The 17,890-nt window shown below is 67.2% G+C and carries 17 protein-coding genes; 9 read left to right on the plus strand and 8 right to left on the minus strand.

The features are described 5' to 3' along the window. The first annotated feature begins 155 nt into the window (after positions 1-155). Together D3877_RS12235 and D3877_RS12240 are read left to right on the plus strand one after the other, a co-directional pair. A complete protein-coding gene (locus tag D3877_RS12235; RefSeq protein ID WP_119831086.1) occupies positions 156-1,424 on the plus strand; it encodes an ABC transporter substrate-binding protein in 1,269 nt (422 codons plus the stop codon). 266 nt (positions 1,425-1,690) lie between these two features. Next, positions 1,691-2,833 carry a porin gene (locus D3877_RS12240; RefSeq protein WP_119831087.1) on the plus strand — a complete coding sequence of 381 codons (1,143 nt, stop codon included), beginning with the start codon at positions 1,691-1,693 and terminating at the stop codon, positions 2,831-2,833. 287 nt (positions 2,834-3,120) lie between these two features. On the opposite strand, the gene D3877_RS12245 is transcribed toward D3877_RS12240, so the two are convergent. From D3877_RS12245 to D3877_RS12270, 6 genes are all read right to left on the minus strand, one after another. Then, positions 3,121-4,809, minus strand: coding sequence for a methyl-accepting chemotaxis protein (locus D3877_RS12245; protein WP_119831088.1), 1,689 nt, complete (start codon positions 4,807-4,809; stop codon positions 3,121-3,123). A 70-nt stretch (positions 4,810-4,879) separates the two neighbouring features. Then, the gene (locus D3877_RS12250) at positions 4,880-5,227 is read right to left on the minus strand and encodes a RidA family protein (RefSeq protein ID WP_119831089.1); all 348 of its coding nucleotides are present in this window, start codon (positions 5,225-5,227) and stop codon (positions 4,880-4,882) included. 50 nt (positions 5,228-5,277) lie between these two features. Continuing rightward, positions 5,278-6,411, minus strand: a complete 1,134-nt coding sequence (locus tag D3877_RS12255) for an NAD(P)/FAD-dependent oxidoreductase (protein ID WP_119831090.1) — start codon at positions 6,409-6,411, stop codon at positions 5,278-5,280. A gap of 10 nt (positions 6,412-6,421) precedes the next feature. Further along, the gene (locus tag D3877_RS12260) at positions 6,422-7,879 is read right to left on the minus strand and encodes an FAD/NAD(P)-dependent oxidoreductase (RefSeq protein ID WP_119831091.1); all 1,458 of its coding nucleotides are present in this window, start codon (positions 7,877-7,879) and stop codon (positions 6,422-6,424) included. Beyond that, entirely contained in the window at positions 7,876-8,172 is a 297-nt protein-coding gene (locus tag D3877_RS12265; RefSeq protein ID WP_119831092.1) for a (2Fe-2S)-binding protein, read from the minus strand. The genes D3877_RS12260 and D3877_RS12265 overlap by 4 nt, the downstream gene beginning before the upstream one ends. Continuing rightward, complete coding sequence (locus D3877_RS12270) at positions 8,153-9,301, minus strand: NAD(P)/FAD-dependent oxidoreductase (RefSeq protein WP_119831093.1); 1,149 nt, start codon at positions 9,299-9,301, stop codon at positions 8,153-8,155. The genes D3877_RS12265 and D3877_RS12270 overlap by 20 nt, the downstream gene beginning before the upstream one ends. A 263-nt stretch (positions 9,302-9,564) precedes the next feature. On the opposite strand from D3877_RS12270, the gene D3877_RS12275 reads away from it, so the two are divergent. The 6 genes from D3877_RS12275 (at position 9,565) to D3877_RS12300 (ending at position 14,970) form a co-directional block, all read left to right on the plus strand. After that, complete coding sequence (locus D3877_RS12275) at positions 9,565-10,488, plus strand: LysR substrate-binding domain-containing protein (protein ID WP_119831094.1); 924 nt, start codon at positions 9,565-9,567, stop codon at positions 10,486-10,488. A 166-nt stretch (positions 10,489-10,654) separates the two neighbouring features. Next, positions 10,655-11,689: an ABC transporter substrate-binding protein gene (locus D3877_RS12280; RefSeq protein WP_119831095.1), complete on the plus strand. Its 1,035-nt coding sequence runs from the start codon at positions 10,655-10,657 to the stop codon at positions 11,687-11,689. Between the two features lie 59 nt (positions 11,690-11,748). After that, positions 11,749-12,798: an ABC transporter ATP-binding protein gene (locus D3877_RS12285; RefSeq protein WP_119831096.1), complete on the plus strand. Its 1,050-nt coding sequence runs from the start codon at positions 11,749-11,751 to the stop codon at positions 12,796-12,798. Continuing rightward, the gene (locus D3877_RS12290) at positions 12,795-13,742 is read left to right on the plus strand and encodes an ABC transporter permease (protein ID WP_238474867.1); all 948 of its coding nucleotides are present in this window, start codon (positions 12,795-12,797) and stop codon (positions 13,740-13,742) included. Before D3877_RS12285 ends, D3877_RS12290 begins: the two co-directional genes overlap by 4 nt. Continuing rightward, complete coding sequence (locus D3877_RS12295) at positions 13,739-14,539, plus strand: ABC transporter permease (RefSeq protein ID WP_119831097.1); 801 nt, start codon at positions 13,739-13,741, stop codon at positions 14,537-14,539. Before D3877_RS12290 ends, D3877_RS12295 begins: the two co-directional genes overlap by 4 nt. A 131-nt stretch (positions 14,540-14,670) precedes the next feature. Then, positions 14,671-14,970, plus strand: coding sequence for a hypothetical protein (locus D3877_RS12300; protein ID WP_238474868.1), 300 nt, complete (start codon positions 14,671-14,673; stop codon positions 14,968-14,970). Between the two features lie 22 nt (positions 14,971-14,992). On the opposite strand, the gene D3877_RS12305 is transcribed toward D3877_RS12300, so the two are convergent. Continuing rightward, positions 14,993-16,777: a tetratricopeptide repeat protein gene (locus D3877_RS12305; RefSeq protein WP_119831098.1), complete on the minus strand. Its 1,785-nt coding sequence runs from the start codon at positions 16,775-16,777 to the stop codon at positions 14,993-14,995. A gap of 43 nt (positions 16,778-16,820) precedes the next feature. Here D3877_RS12305 and D3877_RS12310 point away from each other — a divergent pair, with 43 nt between their 5' ends. Further along, entirely contained in the window at positions 16,821-17,603 is a 783-nt protein-coding gene (locus tag D3877_RS12310) for a glycosyltransferase family 2 protein (RefSeq protein WP_119831099.1), read from the plus strand. Positions 17,604-17,607: 4 nt separating this feature from the next. Here D3877_RS12310 and D3877_RS12315 read toward each other — a convergent pair whose 3' ends face one another. Further along, positions 17,608-17,841, minus strand: a complete 234-nt coding sequence (locus D3877_RS12315; RefSeq protein WP_119831100.1) for a hypothetical protein — start codon at positions 17,839-17,841, stop codon at positions 17,608-17,610. Between the last annotated feature and the right edge of the window lie 49 nt (positions 17,842-17,890).

Genomic DNA, 17,890 nt, shown 5'->3' on the forward strand with positions numbered 1-17,890 from the left:
CTTTGGTGAAAAGGCATTGTTACCAAATTGTCCGTGCATCGAACGGCCCAGCGATTAGAGTTCCCCTCAAGCGCCGCCCGGCGGTCGGCCCCATCGCCGATCACCACGCCGCGATGGCGCACTCCAATGAACAACGTCTAGGGGGAACGTCCAAAATGCGCTTTCTGCGTACGCCGCATGTTGCGATGACCGCGCTGGCCACCGTGCTGGCCTGTGGCCTGTTGAGCGCTCCGGCCAAGGCCGAGCCGACCGTCGAGGTTCTGCATTACTGGACCTCCGGCGGCGAATCCAAGGCCGCCGGCGCCCTGCGCCAGGATTTCGAGGCGGCGGGCGGCAAGTGGATGGACGCCCCGGTGGCGGGCGGCGGCGGCGACGCGGCCAGCACCGTTCTGCGCTCCCGCGTGCTGGCGGGCGATCCGCCGAACGCCGTGCAGCTCAAGGGGCCGAACATCAAGGATTGGGCGGCGCAGGACAAGCTGGCCAACCTCGACGACGTCGCCAAGGCCGAGGGCTGGGAAAAGATCCTGCCGCCGTTGATCCTCGACGTCGTCAAATACAAGGGCCATTTCGTCGCCGTTCCGGTCAACATCCACCGCGTCAACTGGCTGTGGATCAACCCGCAGGTGTTCGCCAAGGTCGGCGTCTCCGCGCCGAAGACCTGGGACGAGTTCAACGCGGTGGCGGGCAAGCTGAAGGCGGCGGGAATCATCCCGTTGGCCCATGGCGGCCAGCCCTGGCAGGACGCCACCTTGTTTGAAAACGTCGTGCTGGGCCTCGGCGGTCCCGACTTCTACCGCAAGGCGTTGGTCGAGCAGGACAAGAAGGCGCTGACCGGCGACACCATGATCAAGGTGTTCGACCAGATGCGCAAGCTGCGCGGCTTCATCGACGACGGTTTCCCCGGTCGTGAGTGGAACCGCGCCGCCGCCCTGCTGATGAACGGTCAGGCGGGCATGCAGATCATGGGCGATTGGGCCAAGGGCGAGCTGCTGGCCGCAGGCAAGGTGTCGGGCAAGGATTTCGTCTGCGCCCAAATGCCGGGTCAGGCGGGCTACATCGTCAATTCCGACAGCTTCGTGATGTTCAAGTCGGGCAACGCCGACCGCAGCGCCGGTCAGGCCCTGCTGGCCAAGCTGATCCTTGGTCAGAAGTTCCAGGAAACCTTCAACCTGCTGAAGGGGTCGATCCCGGCCCGCCAGGACATGGCGCGCGACAAGTTCGACGACTGCGCCGTCAAGTCGATGGACGATCTGAAGTCGGCGGTCGCCGCCAACGGTCTGGTGCCGTCGATGGCCCACGAGATGGCGGTTCCCGGCGCCGTGCGCGGCGCGTTCCTGGACGTTGTGACCTCGCATTTCAACTCCTCCATGACCTCGCAGGACGCGGTCAAGAAGCTGGCCGAAGCCGTCGATCTGGCGAAGTAACGCCGCCCACCACGCCGGTTTTCCGCCCTTCCCGGCAATCGTCAAACGCCGGGACGGGCGGGCCACGGACGGGGCGCGCGCCGTCGCGCGTTTCCGCCACGGGCTGGATCGGCGTCGCCGGTTCGGCCTTTTCCCACGGGCCATGCCCCGCCCCCGCTTCATCGCAACGATGAACGCCAGCGGCCCCATCGACTGCGGACAATGCGGTTGCGGACGGGCGGCGGCGGACGGGGCTGCCTATCCGTCAAGTCTGGAGGACAATGCCAATGTCACGTTTTGCACTGCTGCTCGGCGCGGCCACGGTCGCGCTTGCGTCCGGTTCGGCCATGGCGCAATCCAAGTCGAAGTTCGACATCACCGTCGGCGGCGACGCCTATTTTGAAGCCGGTTTCGTCGGCCAGGACCGCGACGCCGGTCTGCGCTCCACCGATTTCCGCAACCGTCTGCGTCTGGTCGTCACCCCGATCGCCAAGGCCGACAACGGTCTGGAATATGGCGCCCGCATCCGTTTCGGCACCGACACGCCGAACGCCAACCGCGCCACCGTCGCCGACCGCGCCTACATCTTCGCCAACGGCAGCTTCGGCACCGTCAGCGCCGGCATGCAGAACGGCCTGTCCGACGAATACGCCATCATCGCCCCGTCCGATTGGGGCACCGGCGGCGTCGACGGCTCCTTCCCGGCCTATTTCGGCAACACGTCCTCGCCCGGCACCACCGGCAATCTGCGCACGCTGATTTCCGGCAACAGCTCGACCCGCCTCACCTATCTGACGCCGAAATTCTCCGGCTTCCAGTTCGGCGTGACCTATCAGCCGAACTCCGACAGCGTGAACACCGACATCAACCGTCTGAAGACCGCCGCCCCGAACGGCAACATCACGGGCGCCTACCGCGACATCTATGAAGTGGGCGGCAACTACGCCGGGGCCTTCGGCGACGTGACGCTGGGCGCCAGCCTCTATTATTCGGGCGGCAAGTCGAAGAACTCCTCGACCACGACGGCGACCTACGAGGATCTGTCCTCGACCATGGCCGGTCTGTCGGTCGGCTATGGTGGCTTGAAGGTGGCGGGCAGCTACGCCTGGTCGGGCGACAGCGGCTACGTCAAGCGTTCCAGCCTCGCCACGGCGACCAGCCGCGAGAAGCAGAGCGTCTGGACCGTCGGCGCGCAATACACCTTCGGCGCGACCACGATCGGCGCGGCTTACCTCGACGCCCAGGACGCGGGCAGCCTGACGGCGGCGGGCAAGGCCAAGACCGAACTCATCACGCTGGGCGCCCGTTACGTCATCGCCCCCGGCTTCTCGGTCGGGCCGGAATTCAACCATTTCAAGATCACGTCTGACGTCGCTGGCGCCAACGACAAGGGCAACATCTTCATCGCCCGCACCGATCTCGCTTTCTAAGCGGCGGAGCGTTTTGAACCCGGACGGCCTCTTTGAGACGGGGGGCCGACCGTGGCTGCGGCGCGCCGTACTCGCGCCGTCGTCCATGCGTTTGACGGTCAATTTTGACGCGTGTGGACGCTTCATGGCGTTGGCCCGGTTCGCCGGACCAGCGGTCTCATTCTGGTGTTGTCCTCCAACCTCTCATGATTCTCCTGGGGAGAGGTTCCCTTATGGCCGGACGGCGACGTCCGGCCCTTTTTTGGCGTTCTGGAACAGCGGGCGCCGTCGCTCGTTCCGGCTGCCGGTCAGCCGACGCGCAGATCGCTCAAGAAGGCGGCGACCCGCGTTTGCAGCCCGTCGGTCTGCGCCGACAAGGCCCCCGTCGCCTGCCCAACCTCCGCCGTGGCCGCGCCGACCTGATCCGCGCCTTCGGCCACCTGCTCAATGTTGCTCGACACATCCTCCGTGCCGTCCGCCGCCCGTTGGACGTTGCGGGCGATCTCGGCGGTGGCGGCGGCCTGCTCCTCCACCGCCGCCGCGATGGCGGCGGCGATGGCGTTGACCTCTTCAATGATGTCGGCGACGGTCTGGATGCTGTCGGCGGCCTTGCCCGTCTCGCTTTGGATGCCCGCGATCTGGGCGGAAATCTCCTCCGTCGCCCGCGCGGTCTGGCTGGCGAGATTCTTCACCTCGCTGGCGACGACGGCGAAGCCCTTGCCCGCGTCGCCCGCGCGCGAGGCTTCGATGGTGGCGTTCAGCGCCAGCAGGTTGGTCTGCCGCGCGATGGTCTGGATCATGTCCACCACCGAGCCGACCCGGCCCGCCGCCTCGCGCAGATCCGACACCCGCGCGTTGGTTTGGCGGGCCATCCCGGCGGCGCGCCCGGCGATGCCCGAGGATTGCGTCACCCGATGGCCGATCTCGCGGATCGAGGCTGACAATTCGTCCGCCGCGACCGCCACCGCCTGCACGTTGCGCCCCGCCTCTTCCGCCGAACGCCCGGCGGCCTGGGACCGCGCGCTGGCCTGATCCGTCGCCAGGGCCAAACGCTGGGCCGCGCCGTTCATCCGATCAACCTCATGGGCGACCAGATCGACCACGTCGCCGACATCGACGCCGAAACGGTCGGCCAACTCGTTCAAGGAGCGGCGTTTTTCATCCTCGGCCCGCCGCGCCTCCTCGGCCTTGTCCTCTTCCAAACGCCGGACCATCACGGCGTGCTCGCGCAGTTTGCCGACCGAGCGGGCCATGCGTCCGATCTCGTCACGCCGGGCGGCCCCGTCAATGGTCACGTCGAGCGTTCCAGCCTCCAACGCCTGCATGGCCGTGGATAGACGCGACAAGGGGCCGGTGATCTGGAAACGCACCAGCAGAAGCGCCGCCGCGACCGCCAGGACCAGCCCGGCCACGGACAGCAAAAGGATGGTCTCCAGCACGGAATCATAGTCGGTCTGCGAGGCCGCCGCTTCGCGAGTCAGAGTCGCCCGGCGTTCCGTCACCACGGTCTGAAGCGCGGCGTCGGCGCGGCCATAGGCGGCGGAGGCGTCCTGCAACAGGCGGTAGGCGTCGCGACTTTGGTAGGTCATCAGCGCGTCGCGCACCCGCCCGACAATGTCCAGATAGGTTCCGAGTTCGGTTTCGATCACCGCGTAATCGGCGGCGTTGCGTTCGGCGAAAAAGGCGCGGTTGGCGGTCAGCCGCCCGGACAGCGTCGCGATGGCGCTTTCGGCCTCGCCTTCCAACCGCTTGATTTCGGCGGAATCCTCCGACGCGTAATAGGTCAAGAGGATGCGGTGCGCGCGGCCCATCGCCTCGGACATCTCCATGGCGAGGAACAGACCTTGGGCGTCGTTGCCGACGATGGATTGCGTCCGTCCGTTCAAGCTGGACAGCGCGTCAACGCCCTTCACCGCCACCCCGACGCTGAAAACGGCGAGAAGACCAAGAGACAGCAGGATCTTGGCGGAAATGCTGATGTTTTCAAGCCAACGCATCGGGGGTCTCCAAAGCGAAAAGCCGCCCGCCTCCACTGGGGAGACGGACGGTGAAACGGAACGCGGCGCGTCAGACGGCGGCGGTGACGACGACTTCGATCTTGATCTCCGGCTTGCCGAGATCGGCGACGCCGATGGTGGCGCGGGCGGGCAGATCGTCGCCGTTCAGCCAGGACAGCCACGCCTCGTTCATCTCGTCCTTCAAGGACATGTCGGTGATGAAGAGTTGCGCCGACAACAGCTTCGTCTTGTCGGTCCCGGCGAGCGCCAGAACCTGTTCAAGCTTGGCGCAGATCTGCGTGACCTGACCGCCCATGCCGACGCTGACGTCGTCGGCGATGACGCCGCCCAAGAAGGCGATGCCCGAATGCACGACGACGCGGTGCATGATCTTGGTCTTTTCAATGCGCTTGATCACAGAACACTCTCCGGTTTGGTGAAGGGTTGAAAAGCGGGAACGCGGGGGAATCAGGCGGCGAAGCGCCCGATGTGGAAGGGGGCGATGGGCAGGTCACTGCGTCCCGTCGCAATCAGATCGGCGATGATCCGCCCGACGATGGGGCCAAGTTGGAAGCCGTGGGCGGAGAAGCCGAAAGCGTGGAAGACGTCCGGTTGGGTGGCGCTGGGGCCAATCACCGGGATCTGGTCGGGCATCCTCGCCTCGATCCCCGCCCAGGAACGGACGATGGTCGCGCCACGCATCACCGGAAACAGATCCCACACCGTGCGGGCGTTGACCGACACTTGCGAGAAATCCAGCTCCGTCCGGTTTTCGTCGCGCACCGCCCGCCCCAACAGACCGCCGCCGATCAGCACGGTGCCGTTGGGAAACTGCTTGAAGGACAGGGTGCGCCCGCAGGCCCCGACCACCGGCTTGATGAAGGGCGGCACACGCGCCGTTATCATCAGCATCGGCGCGATGACCTCCAGCGGCGCCCGCTCGCCCAACTGCGCGGCGACGCGGTCGGCCCAGGCCCCGGCGCAATTGACCAGGATCGGCGCCGCGTGACGGTCGCCGTCGGTGGTCTCGACGCTCCAGACGCCGCCGCTGCGGGTCACGCGGGCGACGGTCGCGCCTTCCTGAAACCGCACGCCCAGCGCCTGCGCCTTGCGGCGGAAGGCGAAGGTGGTGCGGAAGGGAATCGCCGCCCCGTCGCCGCGCGAGATCAACGCGCCGACGCAATGATCGGCGATGGCGGGGACCAGATCGCGCAGTTCGGCCTGCCCGATCACCTCCTCATGCTGGAAGCCCAGGGCGCGCAGTTCGGCGGCGCGCGCCTCCGCTCCGGCCAACTCGCCCTCGGTCTCGGCGACCTTGATTTGGCCGTGGCTTTCAAAGCCGCAATCATCGTCCACCAGATCGCCGATGCGCCGCCACAGCGCCATCGCCGCGACGGTCAGCGGCAATTCGGCGGTGTGGCGGCCCAACTGCCGCACGCCGCCCGCGTTGACGCCCGACGCGTGACGCCCGACATGGTCCTTCTCCAGAACCAGCGCCCGGACACCACGCAGCGCCAGATGCAGCGCGGTCGAGCAACCATGCAGGCCGCCGCCGATGACGATGACGTCGGGAGCGCCGAGGGGGGTGCCGGGGGCGGTCATCGCGTCATCCTCAATGCTTTTGCACGGCGTTGACGTCGGCCTCGGTCTTCGGCAGCGCCGCGAGTTCGGCCAGCGTGATCGGCTTGACCGGCGGGCGTAGCCGGTAATAACCGACCTCCGCCGGAGACACCCCTCGCTCGGCGGCGATCACCTCGGTCACGGTCGGGCCGCAAAGCCGCCCCTGGCACGGCCCCATGCCGCAGCGCAGGAAGGATTTCGCCTGATTGGGGCCGCTGCACCCCAGCCGCACCGCCTCGCGCACCGCGCCCGCCGTGATCTCCTCGCACCGGCAAACGATGGTGTCGTCGGCGGGCACGCGGAACGCGGCGCTTGGGCGATAGAGCGTGTCGAGGAAGGCGCGGCCCCGCAAGGCGCGCTCCAGCCCTTCGCGGTGAGGAATGGCGGCGGCGTCACGCTCGGCCCGGTCGATGCGGCCCAAACGGCGCAGAATGTCGAGCGCGGCGATGCGTCCGGCCTGCTCCGCCGCCACCGCCCCGCCGATCCCGGCGCCGTCGCCCGCCAGCGACACGCCTTCGACCGACGTCGCGCCCCAATCGTCGGTGGTCGGACGCCAGCAGCGTTGCCCCTCGTCCCACTGCTGGGCGCAGCCGGTGGCGTTGGCGAGATTCAGATTCGGCACGACGCCGTGATGCAGCAGCAGCGTGTCGGCGGCGAGGCTGCGCTCCTCCTCGTCTCCGCGCCGATAGACGACGGCGGCGAGCTGGCCCTCCCCCACCGCCCGCAACGCGGTGACGTTGTCGACGACCTTGACCTTGCGGCGGACGTCCAGCAGCAGCTTGGCCCCCTTGCCCAGATAGGGCGAGCGCAGGAAGCCCGGCAGCAGCGGCAGCGCCGCCCGCCAGTTGGCGCGGGGCGTGGTGTCGAGAATGACGTCAAGCGCGACCCCGGCCCTCAGATACTGCCACGCCAGCAGCCACAGCAGCGGCCCGGTTCCCGCCAGCGCCACGCGGCCCGACGGCGCCAGCCCGGAGGTCTTCAGCAAAATCTGCGCCGCCCCGGCCCCCAGCACACCGGGCAACGTCCAGCCGGGAATGGGAAAGGGCCGTTCCAGGGCGCCGGTCGCCATCAAAACATGGCGCACCGTCAGCATCGACGCCGCCCCGTCGCGCGACAGGCCGATCTGGAGCGTGCGCTCGCTCGTCCCCGCCGCTGCCGCCGCGTCCTCGTCACGCGGACGGGCGACGCTCCACACCGTGCTTCCCGGCCAATGAACCGCGCCGCTGTCGCGCAACGGCCCCAGAAGCTCGGCCCCGCGCCAGTAATCCGGACCCAGCACGCGACGGTCGCGCACCGGGGTGTCGGTGATGGCGCGGTAGATCTGGCCGCCCGCCTCGGGTTGCTCGTCGAGCAGCACGGTGGACAACCCACGCGAGGCCGCCAGGGCCGCCGCCGCCAGACCCGCCGGGCCGGACCCGATCACCGCCAGATCGAAATCAGCCGCGCTCATCGTTCAACCTCCCGTTTGCCGTCCTGGGTTTCCACCGCCATGCCGGGCGTCACGCGCACTTGGCAGCCTTGGCGGTTGCCCGTCCCGTCGATCGTCACCAGACAATCGAAACACACGCCCATCATGCAGTAGGGACCACGCGGCGCGCCCGACACCGGGGTGTTGCGGCAGGCGGCGATTCCGTTCGCCAGCAGGGCGGCGGCGACGTTGTCGCCGGATCGGGCCTCGGCCGGGCGGCCATCGATGGTGAAGGACACGCGGTCGCCCGCGATGTCAGGCAGCCTGCGGAACATGGAACCTCCGGGCGCTGAAAACGGTGAACGCGTCGGTCAATCCCCCCGCCGCGATCAGCGGGGCGAGGACCAGCGCGTGGTTGGAGGCGAGCGTCACGCCGCTGTGGCAGGTGACGACGAAGGCGCCGGGCATGATGGTCGATTGCTCATAGATCGGAAAACCGTCGGGGCTGAGCACCCGCAACGCCGCCCAACTGCGCACGACGTTCAACTTCGCGAGCAACGGGAAGAACCGAATGGCGCGGGCCGCGATGGCCGAGGACACGCCGGGTTGCAGCGTCGTGTCGAAACCGGCCTCCTCAAAGCTGTCGCCGATCATCACCCCGCCCTCGTCGGTCTGCCGGACATAGCCGGTGGGGTGACGCAGGAAGGGCGCGGTCTTTTCGGTGACGATGACGTGACCGCGCTGGGGCCGCACCGGCGCTTCCAGCCCGACCATCGGGGCGAGCCGGGCGCTGTCATGCCCGGCGGCCAGAACCACCTTTCCGGCCCGGATCTCGCCGCCCGCCGTGGTCAGGCGAAAGCCGTCGTCTTTCGGGTCGATCCGCTCAACCCGATGGTTGGGGCGGTAGGCGACGCCGTTGCGCTCCATGCCGCTGTGCAGGGCGCGCAGCAGGCGCAGCGAGTTGCAGTGACCGTCCAGCGGGCAATAGGTGCCGCCGACCACCTCGGGACCGATGAAGGGCATTTCCTTCAGCAGCGCGGCGCGGTCCATGACTTCGTAAGGGTAGCGCACCATGTCGGGCTGGTTGTGCAGCCGCATCATGGCGTTGGCGCGGTCCTCCAGGTCCTTGTCCGACAGGGCGGGCATGAAGCCGCCGGGCCGTCGATAAGCAATGTCCACCCCGGTCTGCTCGCGCAGCGTCTCGGCGAAGCCGCCCCAGGAATCGGTCGCGGCCTTGGTCCAACCGGCGTATTCCGGCATCCCCAGCCCCTTGCCCTGCAACCAGACCAAGGCGAAGTTGCCGCGCGAGGGGCGCACCGCGACGTCGCCCTCGTCCAGCACCGCCACCTTTTGCCCGGTTTGCCCCAGGCCCCAGGCCAGCGCCGTTCCGACCAGCCCGCCGCCGACCACCACGATGTCGAAGTCTTCGCCCCGATTGGCCTTGCCCTGATTGGGCTGCGTCATGATTCCCACTCCCGTCCTCGACCTTGTGGCGTTCTTGCGCCGTCTCCGCGTCCCCCCCTCCCCCCGGGGACAGGGTTGGGATCAGGGGGGAAATCGCGGCGGCGGAACGCTGGATTGTGCGCTTGGAAGAACAGGCCACCGTTATGCTTGCGGCAGCATCGTCGGCGAACTTATAACTGTCAAATCAGATAGGAGGGGGTATTCATGCGTGAATGTTATGTACGGCCCCCGACAGGGCGCGGCGCGGCAAGGGGACGGACGGCATGATAAATCCACGGCAGATTGAGGCGTTCCGCGCCGTCATGCTGACCGGCGGCATCACCTCGGCGGCGGAGTTGATGAACATCTCCCAACCAGCGGTCAGCCGCCTCATCAGCGACCTGCAACACGCCTTGAAGCTGACGCTGTTCGAACGGCGCGGACCGCGCATCGCGCCCACCAGCGAAGCGATGTCGCTGTTCCAGGTGGTTGACCGTTCCTTCGTCGGGCTGGACTTGATCGAGCAAACCGCCCGCGATCTGACGGCAAGGCGCAGCGGCGCCTTGCGCGTCGCCTCCATGCCCGCGCTGGGCGTCGGCTTTCTGCCGCGCTACGTCGCGCGTTTCCTGGCCGAACGGCCAAAGGTGGACATCGCCCTGCGCGGCAGCACCTCGCCGATCATCCTCGATTGGGTGGCGACCGGGCAGTGCGAGCTGGGTTTCGCCCACACACCCATCGACCACGCCGCCGTGCTGACCGAAAAGCTGGTGGGGCTGCCCGCCGTCGCCATTTTGCCGCCGGGTCATCCGCTGACCGCCAAGGACGTGCTGACGCCCCAGGATTTCGCCGGGGAGCGGTTCATCTCCACCACGCCGCCGACGTTGCTGCGCTACCGCATCGACACCATTTTCGCTGACCATGACGTCTCCCGCATCATGCGGACGGAGGTGCAATTGACGATGAGCGCCTGCGCCATGGTCGCCGCCGGTTATGGCGTGTCGATCGTCGATCCCTTCACCGCCTGCGAATACACCGGGCATGGGCTGGTCATGCGCCCCTTCGCCCCGCGCGTCGCCTTCGACCTCGCCATTCTGCGGTCGGCGCAGATCCCGCTGTCGATGATCGCTGAGGATTTCCTGGCCGGTTTCCAGGAAGACGTGAAACGCTTCCGCGCCGAGATTGGCGACCTTGACGAGGCCCCGAAGTGATTGGGAAGGCGGAATTATAACATTCCCGGATGAATGATGGCGGGAATTCGATTTGACGGTTATGTGATCGCGCCGCCACCCTGCATCGGCGTCACGAACACGCGACGGCCAGCGCCCAAGACACGGCGCAAGCGCCGATGAACAGGGACAAGAAGGAGATCAGACGATGCGGTCGATGGTGTGCGGCTTGATGGCGACGACGGCCCTGTGGTGCGGCGCGGCGCTGGCCCAGGACAAGACGATCTATGTCGCGGCCTATGGCGGCTCCTTTGAGCAGACCATGCGCAAGGAGGTCATTCCCGCCTTCGAGAAGGCCACCGGCGTGAAGGTCGAGTATGTCGCCGGGAACTCGACCGACAACCTCGCCAAGCTCCAGGCGCAGAAGGGCAACCAGCAGATCGACGTCGTCATCCTCGACGATGGCCCGATGTATCAGGCGGTGGCGCTGGGCTTCTGCGCCGATCTGGCCAAGGCCCCGGTCTATGACCAGCTCTATGATCTGGCGACGATGCCCTCGGGGAAGGCGGTCAATTTCGGCGCGGTCGGCACCGGCATCGTCTACAACAAGACCTATTTCGAGGAAAACAAGCTCACGCCGCCGTCCTCTTGGAAGGACATCGAGGATCCGGCCTTCAAAAAGAAGCTGGTGATTCCGCCGATCAACAACAGCTACGGCCTGCACGCGCTGGTGATGATGGCGCGGCTGAACGGCGGCGGCGAAAAGGCCATCGACCCCGGTTTCAAAGAGTTCAAGGACAAGATCAACCCCAACGTTCTGGCCTATGAACCCTCGCCCGGCAAGATGACGGAGCTGTTCCAGAGCAATCAGGCGGTCGTCGCCGTTTGGGGGTCGGGCCGCGCCAAGGCGTTGGCCGACACCGGCTTCCCCGCCGCCTTCGTCTATCCCAAGGAGGGCGGCGTCGTGCTCGGCTCCGCCGCCTGCCAGATCCCCGGCAGCAAGAACGCCGCCGAGGCCCAAGCCTTCATCCAGCACATGCTGGCGGTCGAGGCGCAAACCTCGCTGGCGGTCAGCGCCGGGTTCGGCCCGGTCAACAAGACGGTGGAACTGCCCGCCGACAAGCAGGTCGGCATTCCCTACGGCCCGGAACAGATTGGCAAGCTGCTGGTCGTCGATTGGGCCACCATCAACGCGAATCGCGAAGTCTGGAACAAGCGCTGGACCCGCGAAATCGAGCGTTGACGTTTGAAAGGCTCCTCTCCCGTCGCGGAGAGGAGCCTTATAGGCCCGGAGATGACGGCATGCCTTACTTGGTTCTCGACCAACTGACCAAACGCTTCACCGGCTGGACCGCCGTGGACGCGCTGTCGCTCACGGTGGAGCAGGGGGAGTTGATTTCCCTGCTGGGGCCGTCGGGCTGCGGCAAGACCACGACCTTGCAGATGATCGCCGGATTCCTCGATCCCAACGCCGGACGCATCACGCTGAACGGTCAGGATCTGCTGGCGAAGAAGCCGAACGAGCGCGGCCTCGGCATCGTCTTTCAAAGCTACGCCCTGTTCCCCCACATGACCGCCGCTGAGAATGTCGCCTTCGGGCTGGAGATGCGCAACGTCACCCGCGCCGACCGCGACCGCATGGTCGCCGACGCGCTGAAGCTGGTCGGGCTGGACAGCTACGGCGACCGTTACCCCCGCCGCATGTCGGGCGGCCAACAGCAGCGCGTCGCCTTGGCCCGCGCGCTGGTCATCAAGCCGAACCTGCTGTTGCTGGACGAACCGCTGTCCAACCTCGACGCCAAGATGCGCGAAGAAATGCAGATCGAGCTGCGCCGCATCCAGCGCAGCGTCGGCACCACGATGATTCTCGTCACCCACGACCAATCGGAAGCGATGGCGCTGTCCGACCGCGTCGTGGTGTTGAACAAGGGCCGCATCCAGCAGGTCGCCACCCCGCAAGAGGCGTATGACCGCCCGGCCAACGCCTTCGTCGCGAATTTCCTTGGGCGCACCAACCTGCTGCCGGGCCTTGTCGAACAGACCGCGCAGGGCGTCAGCATCGCCGTCGCCGACGCGCGTTGGCCCGTCTTGCAGTCCGTCCCGCCGGGGCCGGGGGCGCTGGCCGTCCGCCCGGAAAAAATCAGCTTCGTCGCCGAAGCCGGTCTCAGCGGAATCGTTCAGGCCCGCGTCTTCCAAGGCACGCAATGGTTGTTCGAGGTTGAAACCGCCGCCGGACGCATGATGGTGATCCGCCAGCATGACGGCGGCGTCCTGCCCAACGAGCGCGAGCGCGTGATGGTCGGCTGGCGCCCGGAAGACATGGCGGTGATGCCCGCCCAGGAGGCGGCATGACCATGGCGGCTCCCGACGACGCCACCCTCGACGCCGCCGACGGCGCCACGCCCTCCCCCGCCGTCGCCCCCGCGCCAATGCGGGCGGGCGAACGCTGGTCCTGGACGCCCTATCTGCTCAGCCTGCCCGGAATCGCGCTCTGCGCGGTGTTCCTGCTGGTCCCGCTGGCGATGACGGCGCTGCTGTCGCTGAACAGCTTCAGTTTCTACGGCGGCATCGCCGATGTCTGGAAACTCGACAATTACGCCGACATCCTGGCCGACAGCTATTTCCACGAAATCTTCCTGCGCACCTTCCGCATCGCCGCGCTGGTGACGCTGTTTTGCGCGGCGCTGGGCGCGCCGCAGGCCTACATCCTGCGCCGCATGACCGCGCCTTGGCGCAGCCTGTGTTTGTTGATCGTGCTGGGGCCGCTGCTGATTTCGGTGGTGTCGCGCACGCTGGGTTGGGCCTTGCTTCTGGGGTCGACCGGGCTTTTGAATCAGGGGCTGCTGGCGCTGGGTCTGATCGCCACCCCCATCGAGTTCATGTACACGGAAACCGGCGTGGTCATCGCCTTGATCCATGTGTTGGTCCCCTTCATGGTGCTGTCGGTCTGGGCCTCGCTGCAACGGCTGGATCCGCAGGTCGAAAACGCCGCCATGTCGCTCGGCGCCGGTCCCACCACGGTGTTGCGCCGGATCGTCTTTCCGCAGATCGTGCCGGGCATCCTGTCAGGCTCGATCATCGTCTTCGCGCTGGCCGCCAGCGCCTTCGCCACCCCGGCGATCATCGGCGGGCGGCGGCTGAAGGTCGCGGCGACGCTGGCCTACGACGAGTTCCTCAACACGCTGAACTGGCCGCTGGGCGCCACGGTGGCGATCCTGCTGCTGCTCGCCAACATCGTCATCATCGTCGGCTGCAACCGTCTGGTCGAACGGCGCTACAAACAGGTGTTTGAATGAACCGCAATGGGCCGCTCGCGCTGATCTTCAACGCGCTGTTTCTCGGGTTCCTGCTGGCGCCGATCCTGGTGGTGTGCGCCGTGGCCTTCACGCCGGACGGTTATCTGTCGCTGCCGACCAAGGGCGTGTCGCTGCGCTGGTTCAAGGCCATCGGCGACAACCCGGAATTCGTCCGCGCCTTCAAAGACAGCCTGCTGTTGGGCGTCGCCTCCTCGACCTTGGCGATCATCGTGGCGGTTCCGGCCGCGCTCGCCATCGCCCGCCACAAATTCCCCGGACGCGAGGCGGTGCAGGCGCTGTTTCTGTCGCCCCTGATGGTGCCGCACATCGTGCTGGGCATCGCCTTTTTGCGCTTCTTCACGCAAATCGGCTTGGGCGGAACCTTCGTCGGGCTGGTGTTGAGCCACGTCGTCATCATCCTGCCCTTCGCGTTGCGGCTGATCCTGGCGGCCTCCACCGGGATGGACCGCTCCATCGAAAACGCGGCGGCCTCGCTCGGCGCGTCGGCCTGGACCAGCTTCCGCCGGGTGACGCTGCCCTTGATCCTGCCCGGCGTCGCCAGCGGCTGGGTTCTGGCCTTCATCAACAGCTTCGACGAGGTGACGATGACCGTCTTCATCGCCTCCCCCGAAACCACCACCCTGCCCGTCCGTCTGTTCCTTTACATTCAGGACAACATCGACCCGCTGGTCGCGGCGGTGTCAGCCCTGCTGATTTTCATGACGGTCGCCGCCATGCTGGTGTTGGACCGCGTGTATGGGCTGGAGCGGCTGCTGGTTGGACGCGGGCGGGACTGACATTGCCCAACGGCACGGTCGCGCTGAACGTTGTCGAACGCGCGGCCTCACCCGTTCAAAGACGCTCCGCCGTTGCGCGCGTCGAGTCCTATAAAAAGATTGTAACCCATTCCACGTTGTAATCGTTCTAAATGAACGTCATGATCGGCAACGACAAGGCGCAACCCGCTGTTTCCTGTTTGGAGTGGCTGATGCTGGAGCCGTCCGCGATCCGCCGGGCCATTGACGAGGTGGAGCTTGCGGTTGAAAACCTGCCGCCCGACCGCCCGACTCCGGTTCAAAGCGGATCGGCGCTTGGGAAACTCTACACCGTTTATGCGCAAAGCGTGCTGAACGCCCACGGAATCATGGCGGATCTCGACGATCTGTGCTGCCAATGCTGCCGGGTCTGCCCACCCGGCGACTGTTTCCGGGACCGCAACCGGGCTTGAATCAAGCGGGGCGCATCGCGCCCTATTTGTCCCCGATGAATCGAACCCAGGGAAAATCCACCCAATCGAACCAGCGCACGGTCGGCGCCGCGCCGCGCGCCGTCAACGCGTTCAGCACGCAAAAGGGCGCGGCTTGGTCCAGCATCCAATAGCCCTCGCCCCGCCGCAACGCGTCGGCGATGTAGGCGGCGGTGAGGGCCAAAAAGGCGCGAGACGCTTCGGTCGGTTGAAACCACGCGAAACAGACCGTGATTTCCCGCGTCGGCCCCCGTCCCCGACCATCGCGCAACAACCCGACATCCACGCCGCGCAGCCCATCGGACAGGCTGGTCAGATCGGCGCGCAGCGTGCAATCGGCGTCGACATGGACCAACGGACGGGATAGCCGCGCCAGCAACTGATGCCAGCGCAGAAAGCGGACGCAGGCGTAATAGGTGGTCCGGCGGTGATCGTCCCAACCGCTGAAATCCAGCCGTTCCCGGCTGTAGCCGATGGGCAGGCGAGTCCGCCAACGCTCAAGGGCCGCTTCGGTCTCCGGCGATGGGTTGACGACATGGACATGCACGCCGCCCCCGCCGCCGGGCGGCAGGGTGGCGGCGATGGACTCCAGCAAATCACCGACGAAGCGCTGGAAATAGACGTCGTCGCAGGACACCGCGATCAACGGCCCATCCCCCGGCGGCGGTTCGATCATCATCTCCAGGGGTGGAAAATCCGGCAGCAGCGACTCCAGCGTCGGCAAGCGGTCCAACATTCCCCGGTCGGTCTGAATCAGCGACCAGACGCGCAGCTCGAAATCCGCAACCCGTTCGTCGGCGGTGAAACGACGGCCAACGCGGCGCATCCAACGCGCGCCCAGATCGCTGCGGCCTTTCCGGTAAAAATGATAGGCGATCACCGCCGCCGCGCGGGTGTCGCGTGGATCGCGCCGCAACACCTGCGGCGCGGCGCGGGCCGCCGCCATGACCAGCCCATCATCGGCCAGCCCCGCTTGCAACAGCTTCAACGCCGCCCCCAGCAACGCCCCGCCCGCCGCCGGGTGGTCGGGGCGAACCACCAAGGCGCGGCGCAGCCAGCCCAAACCGCGCGCCAGCTTCGCCCGGTCCAGCGGTCGCCCGGCCACCACCGGCTGGTCCATCCCGGCCTCGCTCAGCAGGCGAACGGCCAGATTGTGCAGCGCGTCGGCAAAGGCCGGCTCCAACGCCGCCGCCTGCCGTCGCAAGCGCGCCGCAGCGGCCAGACGGCCCAGCGCCGCCAGCGCGTTGGCCCGGTTGACGCGCGGCTCCGCCGCCTCGGGCCGCTGGGCGATGGCGTGGGCGAAGGCGTCGGCGGCCTCAGCGGTTTGCTCCAGGACCAGCAAGGCCATGCCCAGATTGTTCCAGGCCTGCGGATAGACGGCCCGCTGGGCCAGCGCCTGCCGGTACGATTCCGCCGCCGCCGCCGCATCCCCCCGCTCCAGCCACAAATTCCCCAGATTGTAGGCGGCTTCGGCCAACCCTGGTTCCAGCCGCAGGGCGCGGGCGAAAAACGCCGCCGCCCGCTCCGTTTCGCCGACCGTCCGCAGGGTCAGGGCCAGATCGCTCAGGAAATCCCCGTCGCTGGGCCGCGTGGCGACGGCCAACCGCAAGCGCCGCAGGGCCAGCGCCGCCCGCCCGCTCTGCCCGTCCAGCACGCCCAGCAGATGCAACGCGTCGGGCTGGTCCGGCACGGCCCGCAGGATGCTATGATACAGCGCCTCGGCCCGATCCAGGCGGCCCGCCTGATGGTGGTCGACCGCAGCGGCCAAGGCGTCGCGAAGTGAAACCATGCCGCCTGTCTACACGCAGGCCAGAGAACGAGCAAGAATCGCCATGACCGCGCCCGCCCCCGATTTCGGCCCCGGCCCTCTGGTCAGCGTCGTCACGCCAAGCTGGCGGCGCGAAGACTGCCTGCCCCGGCTGCACGCCTGCCTCCAGGCGCAGACCCACGCGAACATCGAGTGGTTGGTGTTCGACGACAGCCCGCACCCGTCGGCCTATCTCAAGCCCTTGGCCAGCCCGCGCCTGAAGTATTTTTATGCGTCGAGCCGCTACGCCATCGGCGAAAAGCGCAACATTCTGGCCGAACACGCCAGCGGCGACGTCATCCTCCACATGGACGATGATGATTTCTACGCGCCCGGCTATGTCGCCCGCATGCTGTCCTGGCTGGATCAGGGCTATGACCTCGTCAAGCTGTCGGGCTGGTTTCTGCACAGCGCCGTCCATGGCCGGTTCGGCTATTGGGACACGGCGCGCGGCGGCGCGCATCATCGCTGGGGCCGCAACGCCTGCGCCTATGTCGAGGCGCCCGACGCCCCGGCGTCCGCCGACAATCTGGATGGTTACGGTTTTTCCTACGCTTACCGCCGCGCGGTGTGGGAGGCCGGACGCTTTCCCCCCCTCAACGCCTGCGAAGACGCGCCCTTCGTCAAGACCGCGCGCGAACGGTTCCGCGTCGGCGCCTTTCCCGACGCCGAAGGTCTGTGCCTGCACACGCTGCACGCGCGCAGCACCAGCCTGTGCCTGCCGCAATATGAATTGCCGATGCTGCTGCTGGAACGCCTGTTCGGCCCGACCATCACGGCCTACACCGGCGCCGACACCGGCGGTTGAGGCGTCAGATCTGCACGTCCAGGAACATGCCGCGCCGGTAATTGCGCGGCAGGGTCAGAATGCCGTTGACCACCAGAGCGGCCAATTCGCGGATGCTGGGGACGCGCTGACGGCCCTGGCCGACGCCCTCGGCGCGGGCCTTCAGTCCAACCGGCCCGCCGGACCCGACACGCCCACCGCCGGGATCCGAACGGATCGCCTCGTTGGAACGGTCGCCTGTGCGTCGTGTTTCAACCATGGTCCCAACCTACCAGATCCGCCGAACCCCGGCAAGCTGGGCGCCGAAG

Origin of the sequence: Azospirillum cavernae (genome assembly GCF_003590795.1) — a bacterium.
Taxonomy (GTDB): domain Bacteria; phylum Pseudomonadota; class Alphaproteobacteria; order Azospirillales; family Azospirillaceae; genus Azospirillum; species Azospirillum cavernae.